At 60.3% G+C, this 21149-nt stretch carries 15 protein-coding genes; 6 read left to right on the top strand and 9 right to left on the bottom strand.

Features of this window, described 5'->3' with window-relative positions; translation table 11 throughout:
• Positions 1–199: 199 nt before the first annotated feature.
• Positions 200–658: an REP-associated tyrosine transposase gene (locus tag AC3I65_RS20990; RefSeq protein ID WP_305466712.1), complete on the bottom strand. Its 459-nt coding sequence runs from the start codon at positions 656–658 to the stop codon at positions 200–202.
• Between the two features lie 585 nt (positions 659–1243).
• Between AC3I65_RS20990 and AC3I65_RS20985 the strand changes: the two genes are divergently transcribed.
• Entirely contained in the window at positions 1244–2665 is a 1422-nt protein-coding gene (locus tag AC3I65_RS20985; RefSeq protein WP_047230406.1) for an amino acid permease, read from the top strand.
• A gap of 108 nt (positions 2666–2773) precedes the next feature.
• On the opposite strand, the gene AC3I65_RS20980 is transcribed toward AC3I65_RS20985, so the two are convergent.
• From AC3I65_RS20980 to AC3I65_RS20955, 6 genes are all read right to left on the bottom strand, one after another.
• Positions 2774–4393, bottom strand: a complete 1620-nt coding sequence (locus AC3I65_RS20980; protein WP_047230405.1) for an FMN-binding glutamate synthase family protein — start codon at positions 4391–4393, stop codon at positions 2774–2776.
• 196 nt (positions 4394–4589) lie between these two features.
• Positions 4590–5996, bottom strand: a complete 1407-nt coding sequence (locus AC3I65_RS20975; protein WP_107321936.1) for an ATP-binding protein — start codon at positions 5994–5996, stop codon at positions 4590–4592.
• Complete coding sequence (locus AC3I65_RS20970) at positions 5989–7794, bottom strand: DAHL domain-containing protein (protein ID WP_076383647.1); 1806 nt, start codon at positions 7792–7794, stop codon at positions 5989–5991. The genes AC3I65_RS20975 and AC3I65_RS20970 overlap by 8 nt, the downstream gene beginning before the upstream one ends.
• Entirely contained in the window at positions 7791–8750 is a 960-nt protein-coding gene (locus AC3I65_RS20965) for a cytochrome-c peroxidase (RefSeq protein ID WP_076383648.1), read from the bottom strand. Before AC3I65_RS20965 ends, AC3I65_RS20970 begins: the two co-directional genes overlap by 4 nt.
• Positions 8751–8795: 45 nt before the next feature.
• Positions 8796–10670 (bottom strand): putative bifunctional diguanylate cyclase/phosphodiesterase, encoded by a 1875-nt coding sequence (locus AC3I65_RS20960; protein ID WP_076383649.1) that lies wholly within the window; start codon positions 10668–10670, stop codon positions 8796–8798.
• Positions 10667–12958 carry a GGDEF/EAL domain-containing response regulator gene (locus tag AC3I65_RS20955; protein ID WP_047230400.1) on the bottom strand — a complete coding sequence of 764 codons (2292 nt, stop codon included), beginning with the start codon at positions 12956–12958 and terminating at the stop codon, positions 10667–10669. Before AC3I65_RS20955 ends, AC3I65_RS20960 begins: the two co-directional genes overlap by 4 nt.
• A gap of 229 nt (positions 12959–13187) precedes the next feature.
• Here AC3I65_RS20955 and nosR point away from each other — a divergent pair, with 229 nt between their 5' ends.
• The 4 genes from nosR (at position 13188) to AC3I65_RS20935 (ending at position 16342) form a co-directional block, all read left to right on the top strand.
• A complete protein-coding gene (gene nosR, locus AC3I65_RS20950; protein ID WP_047230399.1) occupies positions 13188–14552 on the top strand; it encodes a response regulator c-di-GMP phosphodiesterase, NosR family in 1365 nt (454 codons plus the stop codon).
• A 165-nt stretch (positions 14553–14717) separates the two neighbouring features.
• Entirely contained in the window at positions 14718–15134 is a 417-nt protein-coding gene (locus AC3I65_RS20945; protein ID WP_488524122.1) for an NUDIX hydrolase, read from the top strand.
• Positions 15135–15158: 24 nt separating this feature from the next.
• Positions 15159–15797, top strand: a complete 639-nt coding sequence (locus tag AC3I65_RS20940) for a LysE family translocator (protein WP_076383650.1) — start codon at positions 15159–15161, stop codon at positions 15795–15797.
• A gap of 2 nt (positions 15798–15799) precedes the next feature.
• Complete coding sequence (locus AC3I65_RS20935) at positions 15800–16342, top strand: GNAT family N-acetyltransferase (RefSeq protein WP_076383651.1); 543 nt, start codon at positions 15800–15802, stop codon at positions 16340–16342.
• Between the two features lie 7 nt (positions 16343–16349).
• Here the strand turns inward: AC3I65_RS20935 and AC3I65_RS20930 are convergent, their stop codons facing one another.
• Together AC3I65_RS20930 and metR are read right to left on the bottom strand one after the other, a co-directional pair.
• On the bottom strand, positions 16350–17597 hold the full coding sequence (locus AC3I65_RS20930; RefSeq protein ID WP_076383652.1) for a hypothetical protein: 1248 nt from the start codon (positions 17595–17597) through the stop codon (positions 16350–16352).
• 150 nt (positions 17598–17747) lie between these two features.
• Positions 17748–18665, bottom strand: coding sequence for a transcriptional regulator MetR (metR, locus tag AC3I65_RS20925; RefSeq protein WP_047230407.1), 918 nt, complete (start codon positions 18663–18665; stop codon positions 17748–17750).
• A gap of 107 nt (positions 18666–18772) precedes the next feature.
• Between metR and metE the strand changes: the two genes are divergently transcribed.
• The gene (metE, locus tag AC3I65_RS20920; protein ID WP_488524121.1) at positions 18773–21085 is read left to right on the top strand and encodes a 5-methyltetrahydropteroyltriglutamate--homocysteine S-methyltransferase; all 2313 of its coding nucleotides are present in this window, start codon (positions 18773–18775) and stop codon (positions 21083–21085) included.
• Positions 21086–21149: the final 64 nt, after the last annotated feature.

Below are 21149 nucleotides of genomic sequence, written 5' to 3'. Positions count from 1 at the left end.
TAGACGGTGGCGGCGCGGGCGGCAGGGAAATTGTGGACAAGCCAATGTCATAGGCCGCGCCGACGATCCTCTGTGGCGAGGGGATTTATCCCCGTTGGGCTGCGCAGCAGCCCTTCTGAAGCATTCTCGATCCTCATGATATTGCGACTGCTGCGCAGTCGAGCGGGGATAAATCCCCTCGCCACAGGTGGTGGGAGCTTCAAAGCCATTCAGTGTCCCATAGGGGGTAATCGCCTATGCGTTCCACCAGTCCTGCGCGAAGTGGATTGGCAATGATGTAGCGGGCGAAGGGGAGCAGGTCTTCGTTGTCACGGATCGCACGGTCGTGGAAGCCGCTTTGCCAGAGAGGGCCACAAGCCTCGGTTTTGCTGTTCACGCTATGGGCGCATCGAGCTTTCGTAGCGCCGATGACCCGGCTTAGTTGGTTATCGATGAGTTGCAGCAGCCAATGGAAATGATCCGGCATGACCACCCAGGCCAAGGATTTCACCTGGCCGGAATCATGAGCGCGTTTTAGTTCTGCGACCAACAGTCTTCCAACTGTCCAGTCGGCAAAAACCGGCCGCCGACGATGAATAACGGCAGTCACCAGATAGGCCCGTCCATGCTCCGAATAACGTCCTCGGCGCAAGAGATGGGAATTGGGTTGTGGATGCATTCCTTGCTTCCTTTGATAGAGGGGGTGAATGCAGCTTAGCCATGGCGCTGTCGTTTCGACGCTGAAACGGCTGAACGAATATTCCGAAACTTTCGTAGTTCCTGTGGCGAGGGGATTTATCCCCGCTCGACTGCGCAGCAGGCGCAAAGGGCATGAGCATTGTCTGGGAGATTAGGAAGCTTCTCAGAAGGGCTGCTGCGCAGCCCAGCGGGGATAAATCCCCTCGCCACAGGGGCTATTCAGCCCAATAACCCTGCGCTAGAGCCATCGGCATGTCTCCGGGCATGACGCTGCACCATTGCTGTGCAATACTCGGCGCCGTTTTACGAATTGGCTGTAATCCCAGGCAATACGTCTCCATAGATGGGTATAGGGATGAGGTTTATCCCTGATTTTCCCTGGTTTTACAGTGAAACTCTCTGCCTCTGGCTTTTTATACTGCACGACCCGCTGATCCTGCGGCTTTTGTTCTACAGGACGGTCTGTCCACAAAACAGACCCGGTTTCGGCAAGGTGGCAGGCCTATCGGCTTGCGGCTTTGGAGACTCGGTGGTCAATCCAATAACAAAACGAGGTTGTATCCCTATGCCTGTCGGCAATCATCTGCCCCATGGCGAGACCGCTCAGGGTGGTCCGCTCAAACGTGAACTCGGCGAGCGGCATATCCGCCTGATGGCGCTCGGCGCTTGCATCGGTGTCGGGCTGTTCCTCGGCTCGGCCAAGGCCATCGAAATGGCCGGTCCGGCGATCATGCTGTCCTACATCATTGGCGGCCTGGCGATCCTGGTGATCATGCGTGCGCTCGGCGAGATGGCCGTGCACAACCCGGTGGCCGGCTCGTTCAGTCGTTATGCCCAGGACTACCTCGGGCCGCTGGCGGGCTTCCTGACCGGCTGGAACTACTGGTTCCTGTGGCTGGTTACCTGCGTGGCGGAAATCACCGCGGTGGCGGTGTACATGGGCATCTGGTTCCCCGACGTGCCCCGCTGGATCTGGGCCCTGGCGGCACTGATCAGCATGGGCTCGATCAATCTGATCGCGGTCAAGGCCTTCGGCGAATTCGAGTTCTGGTTCGCCTTGATCAAGATCGTCACCATCATCGCCATGGTCATCGGCGGCGTGGGCATCATCGCTTTCGGGTTCGGCAACGACGGCGTGGCCCTGGGTATTTCCAATCTCTGGACGCACGGCGGTTTCATGCCCAACGGCGTGCAGGGTGTGTTGATGTCCCTGCAAATGGTGATGTTCGCCTACCTGGGTGTGGAAATGATCGGCCTGACCGCCGGTGAGGCGAAGAACCCGCAGAAAACCATCCCTAACGCCATCGGTTCGGTGTTCTGGCGGATCCTGCTGTTCTACGTCGGCGCGCTGTTCGTGATCCTGTCGATCTACCCCTGGAACGAAATCGGCACCCAGGGCAGCCCGTTCGTGATGACCTTCGAGCGCCTGGGTATCAAGACCGCCGCCGGCATCATCAACTTCGTGGTGATCACTGCGGCGCTGTCGTCCTGCAACGGCGGTATCTTCAGCACCGGGCGCATGCTCTACAGCTTGGCGCAGAACGGCCAGGCCCCGGCTGGTTTCGCCACCACCTCGGCCAACGGCGTGCCGCGCCGCGCGTTGCTGCTGTCCATCGCCGCGCTGCTGCTGGGCGTGCTGCTCAACTATCTGGTGCCGGAAAAAGTCTTCGTCTGGGTGACCTCCATCGCCACCTTCGGCGCGATCTGGACCTGGGTGATGATCCTGCTGGCCCAGCTCAAATTCCGCAAAAGCCTGAGCGCTTCGGAACGTGCGGCCCTGAAATACCGCATGTGGCTGTACCCGGTCAGTTCCTATTTGGCGCTGGCGTTCCTGGTGCTGGTGGTGGGCCTGATGGCCTACTTCCCCGATACCCGCGTGGCCCTCTACGTGGGCCCGGCGTTCCTGGTGCTGCTGACGGTGTTGTTTTATACCTTCAAGTTGCAGCCCACGGGTGATGTGCAGGGTTCGATGGATACCGCTTCATAAATTGCCGGCAATAAAACGAAAAGCCCCGGTCGAATGATCGGGGCTTTTTCTCAAGGGGATACCCCTCGTACCGTGGAGGATCCTGTCTCATGCCTGATGGCACTGCCGTCAAGCGGCGGCGACTTCCTGCGGCTCAAAACTGTCCGCCCGCGCCATCTGCCACATCCGCGAATAAAACTCCCCATTGACCTCACCCGTCAGCAATTCCCCCGGTTTCAAGAACACATGCAACTGGGAAAACAGCTTGATTTCAGTGGCGGACATGCGCCGTACCAGATGCTTGGGTTGCAGTTGTGAAGGATGCTCGAGGCCGGCGGCGGCGAGCATTTCGGCCAGGGCCTTGAGGGTGTTGCGGTGGAAGTTGTAGACCCGCTGGGCCTTGTCCGGCACAACCAGGGCGCGCTGGCGCAGGGTGTCCTGGGTGGCGACGCCGGTAGGGCATTTGTTGGTATGACAGCTTTGGGACTGGATGCAGCCGATGGCGAACATGAAGCCCCGCGCGGCGTTGGCCCAGTCGGCACCGATGGCCAGGACGCTGGCGATGTCGAAGGCGCTGACGATCTTGCCGCTGGCGCCGAGCTTGATTTTGTCCCGCAGGTTCAGGCCCACCAAGGTGTTGTGGACAAACAGCAGGCCCTCGCGCAACGGCACGCCAATGTGGTCGGTGAATTCCACTGGCGCTGCACCCGTGCCACCTTCCTTGCCGTCCACCACGATGAAGTCGGGCAGGATGCCGGTTTCCAGCATGGCCTTGGCGATGCCCATGAACTCCCAGGGGTGGCCCAGGCAGAACTTGAAACCCACTGGTTTGCCACCGGACAGTTCGCGCAATTGCTGGACGAACTGCATCAGTTCGATCGGTGTGGAGAAAGCACTGTGGCGTGACGGTGAAACGCAGTCCTCGCCCATGAGGATGCCACGGGTTTCGGCGATTTCCCGGGTGACCTTGTGCTTGGGCAGAATTCCGCCATGGCCGGGCTTGGCGCCCTGGCTCATCTTGATTTCAATCATCCGCACCTGCGGGTTTTGCGCTTGGGCGGCGAAGCGCTCCGGGTCGAAGCGACCTTCACGGGTGCGACAGCCGAAATAGCCGCTGCCCAGTTCCCAGGTCAGGTCGCCGCCGTGTTCGCGGTGATAAGGGCTGATGCTGCCTTCGCCCGTGTCGTGGGCGAAATTGCCGAGCTTGGCGCCCTGGTTCAACGCCCGAATGGCGTTGGCGCTCAGGGAACCGAAGCTCATGGCGGAGATGTTGAACACCGACGCTGAATACGGTTGGGTGCATTGCGGTCCGCCGACCGTCACGCGAAAACCGCTGGGGTCGCTTAACGGAGCCGGGCGCATGGAATGGCCGATGAATTCGAAACCGGTCTGATAAACATCGATCAGGGTGCCGAACGGTTTGTCGGCGCTTTCGTTCTTGGCCCGGGAGTACACCAGGGAACGCTGTGCGCGCGAGAAGGGCAGGGCGTCGCTGTCGGATTCGAGCAGGTACTGACGAATTTCCGGGCGGATGCCTTCGACCAGATAGCGGATATTACCCAGGATCGGGTAGTTGCGACGCACGGCATGGCGGTTCTGCAGCAGGTCGAACAGTCCCAGCAGACTTAACAGACCTGTCACCAGCGTGATCGGCCAGAGCCAGTCGTGTTGCAGAAACGGTAGGCTGGCGAGGGTGAAAACTACGCAGCCGGCAAAGAAGGCGTAACGGCTCAGTAAAGACAGGCTCATGCGGTTTCCTTCGGGTGAGCGATGGGGTGGGGCGGTGCAGGCATTCTGCGCTGGCAGCGAAAGGGCGGGCAACTGTGGCGAGGGGATTTATGCTCGCTGGGGTGGGGGCAACCCCTGCTCGCTAAACAGGCGCCTCGGTTTCTGAAGACCGCATCGCCTCCATCGCGGGCAAGCCTTGCTCCCACACAGCGCGATCTCAGCTCGCCTGTTTCATCTGCCGCACCGGCAACTCCACGCGGAAGGTAGTTCCCACCCCGACCTCGCTGCGCACTGTGATCTCGCCGTTGTGTTTTTTCACGATGCCGTAGGACAGTGAAAGTCCCAGTCCCGTGCCCTGGCCGACAGGTTTGGTGGTGAAGAACGGGTCGAAGATTTTTTGCAGTGTCTCAGGCGGCATGCCCGAGCCGTTGTCGGCGACTTCGATCCACACGGTGTCTTCTTCAATGCCGTTGCGCAAGGTGATGGTGCCACGCTCGGGGCCGATGGCCTGGGCGGCGTTGACGATGAGGTTCATGATCACCTGGTTGATCTGCGACGGCAGGCATTCGACTTCCGGCAACGGGCTGTATTGCTTGATCACGTCGGCCTTGTACTTGATTTCATTGGCGACGATGTTCAGCGTCGAATCCAGGCCTTGTTGCAAGTTGGCCATCTGCCATTCCTGGTTGGAGTCGACGCGGGAGAAGTCCTTGAGGTCCTTGACGATCTGCCCGACCCGACTGATGCCGTCCTTGGACTCTTTGATCAGCAGTGGAATGTCCTCGACGAGGAAGTCCAGCTCCACCTGCTCGCGCAGCTTTCTCAGATTCACTACCAGTTCCGGCGAAGAAATGGCTTGCTCGGCACTGTCATAGGCCTGGAGCATCTCCTGGAGTTTGCCAAAGTAGCCATCCAGGGCCCCCAGATTGGAAGAAATGAAACCGATCGGGTTGTTGATTTCGTGAGCGACCCCGGCGGCCAACTGGCCCAGCGAGGCGAGTTTTTCCGACTGGACCAACTGGCTTTCCAGCATCTTGCGTTCGTCGATTTCCATCTGCAGCAAAGAACTGGCCTGTTTGAACGCCTGGGTCCGCTGCTCCACCAGCTCCTCGAGTTTGCTCATCTGCAATTGCGCGCGGGAAGTCATTTCCCACTTGGTGGTCAGGGTGTTGGCCATTTGCTGGACTTCGATGTTGTCGAAGGGTTTCTTCAGAATCAGCAACCGGTCATGGCCATTGAGGCGGTCCAGCAGTTCGTCCCAGGAATAGTCCGAGTAGGCGGTGCAGACCACCACTTGCAACAGTGGGTCGTGCTTCCAGAGTTCCTCGATGGTTTTGGCGCCATCCCAGCCCTCGGGCATGCGCATGTCGACAAAGGCCAATGCATAAGGGTGCTCCGTTGCCAGCGCTTGCAGCAGTTTGTTCAGACCTTCCTGGCCGCCGTAGGCCGAGTCGAGTTCGAATACGGTGCCGGCCGGTTTCGGTGCGTCGCCGAACAAGGCGTTTTCCATGTCCAGTAGATCGACATTGACCTGATCCTCCGGCGTGAGGATTTTGCGGAAATCGTCATGGATGGCCGGTGTATCGTCGATCAACAGGATGCGGCGGTTGCTCAGATTATTCATGCTCACCTTCTGCGAGTTTCAAGGGCAGTTGCAACACGAACGTTGCTCCTGTGCCTGGTCCCTCACTGTGAGCGGTGAGGTGGCCGTTCATCTCAATGGCCGCGAGCGCGCAACTGTGCAAACCGAACCCGTGGCCTTCCTTACGGGTGGTAAAACCATGGGCGAAGATACGCGTCATGTTTTCCGCCGGGATGCCTTCGCCTTCATCCTTGACACTGATCTGCAGGGTATCGTCATTGATCACCGTGGCCTTGAGGGTCATGTTCCGTGCGTGGTTGGAAACCCCCGCCATGGCGTATTTGGCGTTGCTGATCAGGTTGATCAGAATCAGCAGCAAGCGGTGTTTGTCGCCCAGGATCCGCGGCACGTCGCCGTATTCCTTGAGCACCGTCACGTGGTGTCGGGTCAGGGCGCCGGAGTTCATGCGCAGGGCGTCTTCGAGCAGTTCGCTGACCACCAAAGGCTCCACCAGGCTGTTGGCGCCGGCATAGGATTGCTGGGTGGAGACAATATCCTTGATGTGATCCACGCTCTTGCTCAACTGGGCCAACTCGTCGGTAAGGCCTTGCTGTTCGACCGCGATGGCCTCCACCAACTGGTTCAGATAGCCGGGCAACAGCTTGCCTTTTTCGTCTTCGGTAAGGAAGTGCCCCAGGTCGTGGGGGTGTTCATTGATCAGTTGCATCGCCTTGCCCAGCCCCAGGGCCTTGCTGCTGCGCAGTTTACGGCTGATCAGGTCGGCGGAGATGTTCACACTGTTGAGCACGTTGCCAACGTTGTGCAGCACGTTGGTGGCGATTTCCGCCATGCCGGCCTGACGGGCGGTGTCCATCAGTTCGCTCTGGGTGTCCTTGAGTTGGCGGGTGCGCTCTTCGACCCTTAGCTCCAGCTCGTCGTTGGCGGTTTGCAGGGCGTTGTTGGCGCGTTTGGTTTCGGCGAAGCTGCGCATCAGCCGGATGGCCAGCCAGATCAGGATCAACACCAGGAACGTGGCGAAAACCAGCAGAAGAATATGGTTGCGCTGATGCCTGGCGGCAGCTTTCTCCTGGTCTTTGTCCAGCAGGCTGGTGATGGTGTCCAGTCGGCCGGCCACGGGAACGGCTTCGATTCCCTGCAAGAGGTCATTGACCCTGGGTTGTTCGCGCAAGATCAGCGCGATGTGCCTGCTCAGGATATCGACGGATTTTTGCAGGCCTTCCGGCAGACGCTCCTTGTTGACGTCCAGCCGATTCAGGCCTAGCAGCACTTCGGCGGCTTGCTCACGGGTGGCCAGATGGGCGAACTCCATGGAACTGAGCAACAGGTCGTAGGTATCGATGGCAACGTTTTGCAGCTGCAGTTTGTCGGCGTCCGAAAGCTGGGCGAACTGGGCCTGGATGTCATCTTCGGCGGTGGGCAGGAAGGCGAGGGAATTGCGCAGTACCGCATTGTGGGATTTGAATCTTTCCACCAGGCGGGTTTTCTCCTTCACCGCCTTGAGGTATTCGTCGCGCTCCTGTTCCCAGCTTGACGGTGCGTGGCGCGCCGGTTCCGATTCGATGGCGTTGAGGCGCTGCCACAGACGTGCCATCTCATTGAGGGGCGAAACTAGGGGGTCATAGTTTTGGCTCAAAGCCATCCGGGATTTAAGGACTTCGTTGTCCCAGATGGCGTCCTGCTGTTTGAGCAGGCGGATCAGGTCCCGAGATTCAATGTACGAGGCGGCCTGCTGTGCACTCGACTGGATGTACATGAACAGCAGGATCGACACCAGCAAGAGGCCGACGAATGCCAGACCGAGGCGACGCAGGGCGGTCATAGCGGCTTGCCCTCCCGTTCGCCGGTGAGGGTCTTGAGGAATTCGACGATCAGTTCCGTGTCGTTCTTCAAGGGTTCACGGCCCAACTGGTACTTGAACATCACTTCCACCGCGTTCTCCAGGGTAGGCGCTGACCCGGCGTGAAAGTACGGGGCGGTGATGGCGACGTTACGCAGACTCGGCACCTTGAAAACCTGGCGGTCAGCCTCGTCGCCAGTGACGTTGAAGCGGCCCTCGTCGGCCCGGGTAGGGTTGCCCCGGTCCTGGATGTAGTCGCCCATCACGCCGAATTTCTGGAACATGTTGCCGCCGATGTTCACGCCCTGGTGGCAGGCGATGCAGCCGTATTCCTTGAAGCGCTGGTAACCGAACTTTTCCCGGGGTGTGAGGATGTCGGTGTTGCCCAGCAGGTACTGGTCGAAACGTGAATTTGGGGTCAGCAGGGTGCGTTCATAGTCGGCCAGGGCACCCTGGATGTTGGCCTGGGTCACGCCGTCGGGGTAGGCATCGTTAAAATCCCGGGCGTAGTCCGGGTCCTGGCCGATGCGCTTGAGCACCGTTTCCCAGGTACTGCCCATTTCCGCCGGGCTGGTCACGACGATGTGCACCTGTTCTTCCAGAGTGTCGACGCGGCCGTCCCAGAACTGATGGAAGTTCAGGCTGGCGTTGAACACCGTGGGTGTATTGAACTCCACTGGTTTACCGTCGAAGCCAAGGGAAAACTGTTTGTCGTCGGCGCCACCCTTGTCCAGGCGATGGCAACTGGCACAGGACAGGGTGTTGTTGACCGACAGCCGCGGGTCGTTGAAAAGCCGCAGGCCCAACTGGACGCGCTTGGGGTCCAGGGTCGGAATGGGGGGCAGCGGTTTGAGCGGTTCATCCAACGGCTCGGCGTGAACGGTCACGCTCAATCCCACCAGCAGGCCGAGGGCCAGAATCAGTCCATGTGACGCCATGGGATGCTTTCCTTGAAACTTTTGGTTGATGGAACTCAGGTGTGTTCACGCAAACGGGTTGTGGCGTTGTTCCCACTCGCTCATCCACAGGGCAAAGGCCTGTGGCTCCACGGCCTTGCTGAAGTAGTACCCCTGGGCTTCCTCGCACTGGTGAGCCTTGAGGAACTCCAGTTGCTCAAGGGTTTCCACGCCTTCGGCAATGATGTGCAGGTTCAGGCTCTTGCCCAGGCTGATGATGGTGCTCACCAGCTTTGCGTCATTACTGTCGATGCTCAGGTCGCCGACGAACGACTGATCGATCTTCAACACATCCACCGGAAATTTCTGCAGGTAGCTCAGGCTCGAGTAGCCGGTGCCGAAATCGTCGATGGCCAGCCGTATTCCCAGGCGTTTGACGGCCTTGAGGATGGCGACGGTGGTGTCGACGTTCTGCATCAGCACGCTTTCGGTGATCTCCAGTTCTAACTGTGTCGGGTCGAGACCGGTTTCCTTGAGGGTCCGGGCGATGCCTTCGACGAAACCGCGCTGGCGAAAATCGATGGTGGAGACGTTCACCGACAGGTAGAGCGGGCGCATGCCATCGGCTTGCCAGCGACAGGCCTGCTGGCAGGCTTCCTGGAGCACCCATTGGCTCAGCGGGACGATCAGGCCGCTGTCTTCGGCCACGGGGATGAAGTCCGATGGATAGATCAAGCCGATGTCAGGCCGGTTCCAGCGCACCAGCGCTTCGGCGCCGACCACTTTGCCACTCCTCAAATCGATCTTGGGCTGGTAGTGCAGCACGAACTCCTTGCGTTGCAAGGCCAGGCGCAGGCCCGATTCGATGGTTTGCTGCTGTCGCGCCCGACGGTTCATGTCTTCAGTGAAAAAACGGTAGTCGTTGGGGCCGGTTTCCTTGACGTTGCGCATCGCCGTTTCGGCTTTTTTGATCAACGCCACGGCATCGAAACCGTCGGCCGGATACATGCTGATGCCCAGGCTTGCGGTAACGGTCAGGTCGTGTCCGTCGATGGGGTGGGGCGTGCTGATGGCCGTCAGCAGTTTGTCGGCCACGCCTTTGGTCTGTTGCGAGTCGGTGATGTCTCCCAGTATCACCACGAACTCATCGGAGCCGTAGCGAAACACCGAGTCGGATTCACGCACCACCGTTGCCAGCGCCCGGGCCACCCGCTTGAGCATTTCGTCGCCCACCGGGTGCCCCAGTGCGTTATTGATACGCTTGAAACGGTCCATGCCGATGAACATCACCGCCAGTTGCCGGTCGTGGCGACGGCACTGGGCCATGGCCTGGGTCAGGCGATCACCGAGCAACATGCTGTTGGGTAACTCGGTGAGTACGTCGTATTGCAGCAAGTGGGAGACTTTCAGCAACTCCTGGACCCGTTCCTCGATGGTGCGCTCCAGACTGCGCATTTTTCTCGCCGCATCCTGGGCCAGTTGCCATTTCCAGGTCATGGCACTGGCCATCTGGCGGATTTCCAGGGTGTCGAAGGGTTTCTTCAGGATCAGCAACTGATCGTCGAACTCGATGCGTTCGGACATGGTTTCCCAGGAATAATCCGAAAACGCCGTGCACAGCGCGATTTGCAGCCGTGGGTCGGCCTCCCACAAACGCTCGATGGTTTGCAGGCCGTCCCAGCCCGGCGGCATGCGCATGTCGGCGAACACCAGCGCATAGGGCTGGCCTTCGGCCTGGGCGCGCTTGACCAGTTCCAATGCCTCTTCGCCCTGATAGGCCGAGTCGATCTGAAATTGCAGGCGGCTGACCTGGGGCGTGCCAAACAGCAGGCTTTCAGTGTCGTCCAGCGAGTCGTCGCTACCGGCGCCCGGGCTGAGGATCTTGCGGAAGTCCTGGTGGATCGCCGGGGTGTCGTCCACCACCAGGATTCGCCTGTTCGCCGGCACCGACATGGGGTTCATGGGTTGCTCTCCGATAACTGGCTGGCAGGCCGGGTCCAATGGTCCGTCACGGGAACGATGGTGCCGGCCTTGAGCAGTTCGCTGGCTTGCCCACTGTCTACGGCAGTGCTGAAGTAATGCCCCTGGGCCTGCATCGACCCGCCGCTGGACATCAGCGTGGTGCGTTGCTCCTGGGTTTCGACGCCCTCGGCAATGATCCCGATGCCCACATCCCGGGCGAAATTGATGATCGCTCGCAGCGTCATTGCGTTCTCGGGGTCGACGTTGGCGCTGTCGAGAAACCGTTGGGCGAGCTTGAGATGGTTGACCCGGTAGGTCTTGAGGTAATCGAACGAGGAGTACTCGGTGCCGAAATCATCGATGGCAATTTGTACGCCCAGTTCGCACAGACGTGGCAGCACGTCGTTGTGGGTCCACTTGGTTTGCGCCAGGGTGGCCTCGGTGACGTCAAAGCGCAGGTCCCAAGGGGCCAGTTCCCAGCGAGCGGTGGTGCGCAGCACGTCATAGATCAGCTCCGGACCGGTCTTGAGTTGCGTCAGGCAGAGGTCGATGGCGATCACCGGGGGCGCCATGCCCTGGTCACGCCACTGGCGCATCTGTTGACAGGCCTGGTCCAGCACCCAATGCCCCAGGCCAACGATGATCCCGGTCTTCTCGGCGGCCGGCATGAACGACGCCGGCTCCAGCCAGCCGCGCTCAGGGTGGTTCCAGCGCACTTGCACGCCCATGCCCAGGATTTTGCCGGTGCCCAGGTCGACCTCCGGCAGGTAGTGCAAATGCAGCTCGTTGTTTTCGATGGCCTGGCGCAGGTCATTGGCCAGGGCGACGCGGTCGGTGACTTCCTGATTAATCTCCTCGCTATGGAAATGGTACTGGTTGCGGCCCTTTTCCTTGGACCGGTACAAGGCCATGTCGGACTGTGCCATCAGGCTGTCGGCGCTTTGGCTCTGGGAGGAATACAGGCTGATGCCGATGCTCACGGAGATCCGCACTTCGTTGCCGTCCAGGGAATAGGGCGCCACCAGGGCATCCCGGATCTTGGCGGCCAGGGCGGCGCAATGGGTCGCTTCGTGGACATCCAGTTGCAGGATGGCGAACTCGTCGCCACCCAGGCGCGCTACCACGTCGTTTTCCCGGGTACAGCCCTTGATGCGTGCGGCGACCTCCTGCAGCAGCAGGTCGCCGATCGGGTGACCCAGGGTGTCGTTGATCCGCTTGAAATGGTCCAGGTCCAGGTAAAACATCGCAAACGGCGCCGCTCCCCGGCGAGCCGCGGCAAAGGCTTGATGCAGGCGCTCGATCATGGTGGCGCGGTTGGCCAGCCCGGTCAGGCCGTCGGTGCGGGCCAGCAGGGCGATTTTCTCCTCGGCCAGCTTGCGTTCGGTGATGTCAAGAATGATGCCTTCCACTTCCAGCAGCAGGCCCTGTTCGTTGCGCACCGGAATGTAGCGGTTTTCCACCCAGCGGAACGTGCCGTCGCCCGTGCGCATGCGGAACTCGATGGACGCCCCCGCCGTGTCGCGGTTCAAGACGCGGACCATGGCGTCGTCGATCTTGCTTTGGTCGTCGGGATGGATCAGGGTTTGCGCCCAGTCCGGCGAGTTGACCAGTTGCGCCGCCGCGTGGCCGAACTTGGTGATGTTGTGGGAAATGTACATCAGCGCGAACGGCGGCTCGCCACGCAGGCGATACAGGATGGTCGGGCTGTTCTGCACGATGATATTGGCGTCGGCCAGTTCCCGCGTGCGCTCCTGCACCGCGCGTTCGAGCATGTCCATTTTCAGCGCCGCGTCTTCGGTCATCTGCCATTTGACGGTCAGGGTACTGGCCATCTGGCGGATCTCGATGGCATCGAAGGGTTTTTTCAGGATGAGCAGGCGGTCGCCCAGTTCGAGGCGCTCGGCGATGTCTTCCCAGGAATAATCGGAATAGGCGGTGCACAGCGCCACTTGCAGCTTGGGGTCGACGCGCCATAGCCGTTCGATGGTTTCAAGGCCGTCCCAGCCAGGGGGCATACGCATGTCGATGAACGCCATGGCGTAGGGTTTGCCCTCGGCCAAGGCAGATTCGACCTTGTTCAGGGCTTCCATGCCCTGGAAGGCCGAATCGAGCACGAAACTCTGGCTGGCAACCGCCACAGGCGCGCCGAACAGGGCTGCTTCAGCGCTGCTCAGGCTGTCCTCGGGGATAGCATGGGGGCTGAGGATCTTACGAAAATCCTCGTGGATCGTCGGAGTGTCATCGACGATCAGGATCCGCCGGTTGGCCCTTTCCGTCGGCAGGCTCATGGCCGTGCACCGTCGCGATGCTGACTGTTGAACCGTGGATACATCTGATATCCCTTCCGTTGGCATGAGTATTCTGGCCTGTTCTTGGCCCTTCATGGTCTACAGCATAGCTGTCTCATTGAGATGCGCTCGGCCGGTCAAGGCAAAATCGTGTCTAAATTCACGCAATCTACTAGCCTCAAATTCGGGGGTAGCGTAGAACAGGTGTCGTTAACAGGAGGGGGGTCCAATGGAAGATCAATCGCAGGATGTACCGGTCAGGAAGCCGACGGTACTGTTGGTCGATGATGAAGAGTCGATTCTCAATAGCCTGCGTCGGTTATTGCGCAGCCAGCCGTACGAAATCCTGCTGGCTGACAGTGGCGCCAAAGCCCTGGAAATCCTCAAGGAGCGGCCGGTCGACCTGGTCATGACCGATGCCCGCATGCCCAACATGGACGGCGCCACTTTGTTGGCGCAGATTCGCAAGCTTTATCCGTCGACCTTGCGCATCCTGCTCACCGGTTATGCCGATGTGGACATGATGACCAAGGCCATCAACGAGGGGCAGTTGTATCGCTACCTCAGCAAACCCTGGAACGACGAGGAGCTGGTGCAGGCCCTGCGTCAGGCCCTGGCGCACCAGCACTCCGAAAGCGAGCGCCAGCGCCTCGAAGCGCTGAACCGCGAACAGAACGAACAGCTGCGGATACTCAACACCACCCTGGAAAAACGCGTGGCGTCGCGCACCGCCGAGCTGCAGCAGACCGCCGACATGCTCGACCTGGCCTATGACGAGCTCAAGCGCAGCTATGTGACCGGCACCGAAGTGTTTTCGCTGATCGCCAACCTGCGCCTGCCCAAGGCCAAGCAGACCAACCGGCAGATCATCGAGCTGATCCGGGTCTACAGCAGGCTGCACTTTCTGGACGAGTCCACCGACCGCGACCTGACCATGGCCGCGGCGCTCTACAACATCGGCAAACTGAGCTGGACCGACAACATGATGGTCACGCCCGCCGACATGCTGCACCACACCGAGCTTGATCTCTACCGGGCCTATCCGAAGCAGAGCGAGTCGCTGCTGATGACCCTGGACCCGATGAAAGACGCCGCGCGCATCATCCTCCATCACCAGGAACGTTGGGACGGCAGCGGTTTTCCCGACCATCTGCGAGGCGAGGCCATTCCGTTCGGTTCGCGGCTGTTGAAACTGGCGGTGGACTTCATCGAACTGCAGCGCGGGTTGATCCTGGAGCGGCAGATGAACAGCGACGAGGCGCTGGTCTACATCCGCAAATACGCCGGCAAACTGTACGACCCGGGCATGGTGGAGGACTTCATCAAGGCGTGTGGTGAATACCTGGACGACGTGACCTTGTCGGATCCGACGGTGCAGGTCATGACAACCCGCGACCTGACGGCCGGCATGATCCTGGCCCGCAACCTCAACGCCGACAACGGCATGCTGTTGCTCAACGCCGGCAAGGTGCTGAGCGCGCCTCTGGTGGAAAAGCTCATTGCTTTCGAAGCGATGGAAGGGGCGCGCTACAGCGTGTTCGTCAAAATCCCCGAAGAGGCAGACCCTTCGGTGCCGAAGCCGATGTTGGGGTGATGCAGATCTGACTGAGAGTACAGTCATCCTGTGGGAGCGAGCTTGGCTCCCACAAAAACTGCTCCCACAGTGGTTTTGTGTGGCGTCTGAAGGTGGCGCCGGGCTTTGCTCCCATCGCTGCGCTCTGTACCCTTGCGAGCATTTTTCTGCCCAGGGCATTTCATCATGACCACTCCCATCATCCGCATCGCCGCCGCTCTGTTGATCGGACCGGACGGCCGGACCTTACTGGTGCGCAAGCGCGACACCCAGGCCTTCATGCAGCCGGGCGGCAAGATCGAGGCCCATGAGCAACCGGTCCAGGCCCTGGCCCGTGAGCTGGACGAAGAGCTTGGGCTGACGATTGATCCGGCACAGGCCCGTTACCTGGGGGCGTTCAGTGCCCCGGCCGCCAACGAGCCGGGTTTTGTCGTGCAGGCTGACGTTTTTTTACTGAGCATCGATGCACCGGTTTCTCCCGCCGCCGAGATTGAAGAAGTGCGCTGGATCGACCCGGCCAGTGACAGCGATCTGCTGCTGGCGCCGTTGACAGGCGAGGTGATCCTGCCGTTTTATCGAGCCAGCCTTCTCGAGACGTGCTGACCCCAGACTCAAGGACTGACGCCCATGATTCCATTGCCGGACCTGCTGATTTTCGCCGCCGCCGCGTTGCTGATGGTGCTCACGCCCGGCCCGAACATGATCTACCTGATTTCCCGTTCGATCTGCCAGGGCCGCAAAGCCGGCGTCACCTCCCTGCTGGGGGTGGTGGCGGGCTTCTTCGTGCACATGTTTGCCGCGGCGGCGGGGCTGACGGCGGTGTTCCTGGCGGTGCCCATGGCCTATGAGGTGTTGAAATGGGCCGGCGCGCTGTACCTGTTGTGGCTGGCCTGGCAGGCAGTCAAGCCCGGCGCACGTTCGCCGTTCCAGGCCCAGCAACTGCCGGCGGACTCGACGCGCAAGCTGATCACCATGGGGTTCCTCACCAGTGCCCTGAATCCAAAGATTGCAGTGTTTTACCTGTCGGTGTTCCCGCAGTTCATCAGTCCGGAACACGGCTCGTTGTTCATCCAGAGCATCATCCTCGGGCTGACCCAGATCAGCGTCAGTTTCAGCGTCAACCTGCTGATTGCCTTGTTCGCCGCCGGCATTGCCTCCTGGTTCGTCCATAACCCCACCTGGTTGGCGGCGCAGCGCTACTTCATGGGGTTTGTGCTCGGCGCGCTGGCGTTGCGCCTGATGCTTGAACAGCGCAGGACGGCGTGAGCATGTGGATTGAGCGTTTGGATGCCAATCACGCCTTGGCCTACCGCGAGCTGATGCTTGAAGCCTACGATCGCCATCCGCAGGCGTTCACTTCCAGTGTGCGGGAGCGGGCGCTGATGCCGTTGAGTTGGTGGGAAGGGCGGTTGACCGGCAAGCTTGATGTGGTGCTGGGTGCGTTCGAAGCAGGAACATTGGCCGGCATCGTTGGCCTGGCTTTCGAACCGAGGGAAAAGGCCCGCCACAAGGCAACACTGTTTGGCATGTATGTGTCGGCCGAATTTCGTCAGCGCGGCTTGGGTTATGAGCTGGTACAAGCTGTACTGGCCGAAGCGCAAAGCCACCCTGCACTGAAACTCATCCAGCTCACCGTTACCGCCGGCAATGAGGCCGCCTTCAAGTTGTACCAGCGCTGCGGTTTCATCCAGTTCGGGCTTGAACCTTTAGCGGTGCGGGTGGGCGAGGATTATTTCGACAAAATCCACATGTGGCGCCAGATATCGATGCCTGAGATCAAGGGCGAAGAGGTCGATTCGCCCTTGTCCTGATAATTGGTCAAGGGTATTTGATCTCTGGCCGTGGACCGGTATAAACGGGCAAATCGGATTCCTCCGCAGGCGCGCTCATGCTTCCTGCTCCACTGTTCAAGCGCACGATTCTTATGTTTCGTATGCCGAAATCGTTGCCGTTACCGCTATCCTGGTCATTGTTTATATACATTCGTACCATCCCTCGTTCGGTGATGGTGAACTCGATTGAAAACAGGTACCAGACTCCATCCTTGGGGACATGACGGGGCACGCCACGCCATTGCGGCATGCCGGTGTCAGGGTAAAGGATCGGGTTGACCAGCCCTGGAATGTGGCTGCTGTCGGCAACATGGGTTCCTTCGAACGTGAATTGGTATTGTCCGGGAATGAAAAGGAAATCCTGATAGAGGATGACCCCGGCGAAGCCGTATGGGGCGCCTTGATCGGTGAAGTTGAAAAACGCGTTTACTGATTGATGGTTCATGACGTGCGGGCGGATAGATCCGGAACGAGCCGCCAGATAGGGAATCCAGCCGTTATAGGAGTCCGCCAGTGAAGTGTAGTGATCCTCCCATTCCACCGGTGCCGTGCCGATGATGATGGAGCTCGTCGTCGATATATTGCTGTTGCGCAACTGATCGACAATCCGGGCACTCACCGGATGGGTGCCGTCGCCGATCTGCTGAAGGTCGGCGGCCGACAACGTGTAAGTGATCGGGTTGGCAGGATGGACATAGGGGATTGTTTTACTCCAAGTCCCCACGGTCAGTGTCACCTCATCAAATTCGCGTGGGTAGCTGCGGGTTAAAGTAAATGTGCCTGGCTGTGCCGGGCTGACGCTGGCCGGATGGCTGACCGTGATCCCGGATGGCGGGTAATGGAACAGCAGGTCCAGGATCGGGGTCGAGTCTTCGTGATTCTGGCTGACCCGGGTCACTCGGTAAAACAGTGTATTGCCGCCGTTCACCAGCCACCCCCATGGCAACTCCATGTCTATGCGGTCGTTCTCCTCGCCTGCCTTGATGACCTTGATCACGGATGTCGGTTTGCCATTGACCCACAGCTCGACAGAATCACCGATATCCATTGGTTCAGAGAGTATCGTCACCGGATCAATCACCATGTACAGGCTGATGGATGGCGAATGAATGGTCAGGGGAATGCCGCCGTGGTAGGCGCCGGTCGGCAGCACGGGTGTCTTCCATCCGGGAATGTACATGGGCAGCAGCTCAAGAGCTGCGTCGGCCTGCGATGAGTTGCGCACGCTGTCCATCTTTCTCCTCGCTACGGTGCCTGAACTGACTCGGGGCTGGCACCATCAGAGCGCGAAAGGAGAAGGGTGTCACCTGTCAGACCTGACAGGTGAGTGTGATATTCAGACAGTTGGTCATTTTGCACACCGAATGAAAAAACACGCTGTGCTTCAGCGCACGGCACTGACGCCGTCGAGGGTCGAAAACGAAGTATCCTTGGCCGTCAGCAGAAAGTCGCGCATGTAGGGCGCATCGAGCATGTCGGTGCGCACCGCCGCATACAGCGTGGCGAACAAACCTTTCTCTCCCAGTCGCTTGGCCTTCACGTAGCCCCGCGAGCTGTATTCATGCAGTGCCCAATGGGGCATGCCGCAGACGCCACGACCGCTGGCCACCAGTTGCATCATCATCACCGTCAGTTCAGACGTGCGCACCTGGGCCGGTTCGATGTCGGCCGGTTCCAGGAAACGGGTGAAGATGTCCAGGCGATCGCGCTCCACCGGGTAGGTGATCAGGGTTTCGCTGACCAGGTCTTCGGGCACGATGTAGGGTTTGTTCGCCAGTCGGTGCTGGTTGGCTACGGCGAGCATCGCTTCGTAGGTGAACAGCGGCACGTAGGTGATGCCCGCCAGTTCCAGCGGGTCGGAGGTCACCACCAGGTCCAGGTCGCCCCGGGCCAGGGCCGGCAGTGGGGCGAAGGCGAAGCCCGAGGCCAGGTCCAGCTCGACTTCCGGCCAGGCGTCGCGGAACTGGTCGATGGTGGGCATCAGCCACTGAAAGCAACTGTGGCACTCGATGGCCATGTGCAAGCGCCCGGCGGTGCCTCCGGCCAACCGACCGATGTCCCGCTCGGCGCTGCGCAGCAACGGCAGGGTGGCGTCGGCCAGTTGCAGCAGGCGCAGGCCGGCACTGGTGAAACGCACCGGTTTGGTCTTGCGCACGAATAACTGCATGCCCAAGCGTTCTTCCAGTTCCTTGAACTGGTGGGAAAGGGCGGACTGGGTCAGGTGCAGGCGTTCGGCGGCTTCGACCAGGCTATCGGCTTCGCGCAGGGCATGCAGGGTCTTGAGGTGGCGGATTTCAAGCACCGTGGGCTCCATGAGTAAAACTCGTGATCAACACGAAAAGGTTGAGTTTGTCTCATGTGGGGCTGGCTGTCGACAATGGCGCCATCTTTTACAGGAGGACACACACCATGGCCCTGGCCCACACCTTAGGTTTTCCCCGCATCGGCGCCGACCGCGAACTGAAAAAAGCCCTCGAAGCCTACTGGAAGGGCGACCTGGCACCGGCCGCGCTGCAAGCGGTGGGCCGTGAATTGCGGGCCCGACACTGGCAACTGCAGAAAGAGGCCGGCATCGACCTGCTGCCGGTCGGTGATTTCGCCTGGTACGACCAGGTGCTCAGCCACACTTTGACCCTGGGTGCCGTCCCGTCGCGATTCCACAACACCCTCGATGCTCAGGCCAAGCCGACCCTCGACACCCTGTTCGCCATGGCCCGAGGCGCCACCGCTGCCTGCTGCGGAGCTGATCACGGGCAAGCCCAATACGCTCAGGAACTGACCAAGTGGTTCGACACCAACTACCACTATCTGGTCCCGGAGTTTTCCGCCGACCAGCGCTTCGCCCTGAGTTGGGAGCAACTGTTCGAAGAAGTGGACGAGGCCCATGCCCTGGGACATCAGGTCAAACCGGTGATCATCGGCCCTTTGACGTATCTGTGGCTGGGCAAGGCCAAGGGCGAGGACTTCGACAAGCTCGACCTGCTCGAGCGTCTGTTGCCGGTCTACGGTGAAATCCTCAATCGCCTCAAGGCCCAGGGTGTTGAGTGGGTGCAGATCGACGAACCGATCCTCACCCTCGACCTGCCCCTGGCCTGGAAAAGCGCGTTCGAGCGGGCCTATCACATCCTTCAGTATTCGCCGCTGAAAAAACTGGTGGCGACCTATTTCAGTGGCTTGGAAGACAACCTCGGCCTGGCGGTGAGCCTGCCGGTGGACGGTTTGCACATCGACGCGGTACGGGCGCCGGAACAACTGGGTCAGGTGCTCGATCGCCTGCCGACCTACAAAATCCTGTCGGTGGGGTTGGTCAATGGCCGCAACGTCTGGCGCTGTGAACTGGAACAGGCGCTGGCGCAATTGCAGCCGGCCCAGGAGCGTTTTGGCGACAACCTCTGGGTCAGCACCTCTTGCTCACTGTTGCACAGCCCCGTGGACCTGGAGCGTGAAGACCGACTGGACCCTGAACTCAAGAGCTGGCTGGCCTTTGCCGTGCAGAAATGCGGTGAAGTGGCGGTACTGCGCGATGCGCTCAACGATCCCCAGGCACCCGGTGTGCAACACGCCTTGGCCGACAGCCGTGACGTGCATGCTCGTCGTGCCGGCTCGACACGCATTCACAAAGCCGAGGTTCAGGCCCGCCTCGCCGCGATACGACCACAGGACAGCCAGCGGCGCTCGCCGTTTGCCCAGCGCATGGAGCAGCAGCGCGCCCGTCTGAAACTGCCGGCCTTTCCCACCACCACCATTGGTTCATTCCCGCAGACTCCGGCGATTCGCCTGGCGCGCCAGGCCTACAAGCAAGGCAAGCTGTCGGCCAACGATTATCAGGACGCCATGCACACTGAGATCCGCCATGCCGTGCAGATCCAGGAACGCTTGGGCCTGGATGTGCTGGTACATGGCGAGGCCGAGCGCAACGACATGGTGGAATATTTCGCCGAGCAACTGGACGGCTACGCCTTCACCCGTTTCGGCTGGGTCCAGAGCTACGGTTCGCGTTGTGTGAAGCCGGCAATCATCTACGGCGACATCAGCCGGCCGAAAGCGATGACCGTCGACTGGATCCGCTACGCCCAAAGCCTGACCGACAAGGTGATGAAGGGCATGCTCACCGGCCCCGTGACCATGCTGATGTGGTCGTTCCCTCGCGAGGACGTCTCGCGTCAGGTCCAGGCGCAACAACTGGCCCTGGCCCTGCGTGACGAAGTGCAGGACCTGGAAAAGGCCGGGATCAAAATCGTGCAGATCGACGAAGCTGCATTCCGCGAAGGCCTGCCCCTGCGACGCGGGCAATGGCAGGCGTACCTGGACTGGGCCGTGGAGGCCTTCCGCTTGAGCGCATCGGGTGTAAGCGACGAAACCCAGATCCACACCCACATGTGCTACAGCGAATTCAATGATGTGATCAAGGCCATCGCCGACATGGACGCCGATGTCATCACTATTGAAACCTCGCGTTCGGACATGGAGTTGCTGGAGGCTTTCGAAGTGTTTGAGTATCCCAACGATATCGGCCCGGGCGTCTACGACATCCACTCGCCACGGGTGCCGGACACGGCCGAGATGGTGGCGTTGATGAGCAAGGCGGTGAAGCGGATTGCGGCGGACCGGCTGTGGGTCAACCCCGATTGCGGCCTGAAGACCCGGGCGTGGCCGGAGACAGAAGCGGCGCTGGTGAACATGGTGGCGGCGGCGCGGCAGTTGCGCAGTCAGTTGGCCTGAAGCCCGAATACTCTTACAGGCATGCACCTGACCTGTGGCGAGGGGATAAATCCCCTCGCCACAG

The organism is Pseudomonas sp. N-1-13 (assembly GCF_057787095.1).
The sequence above is the reverse complement of the archived record's forward strand: the minus strand, read 5'-3'. Positions and strand labels throughout refer to the sequence as shown.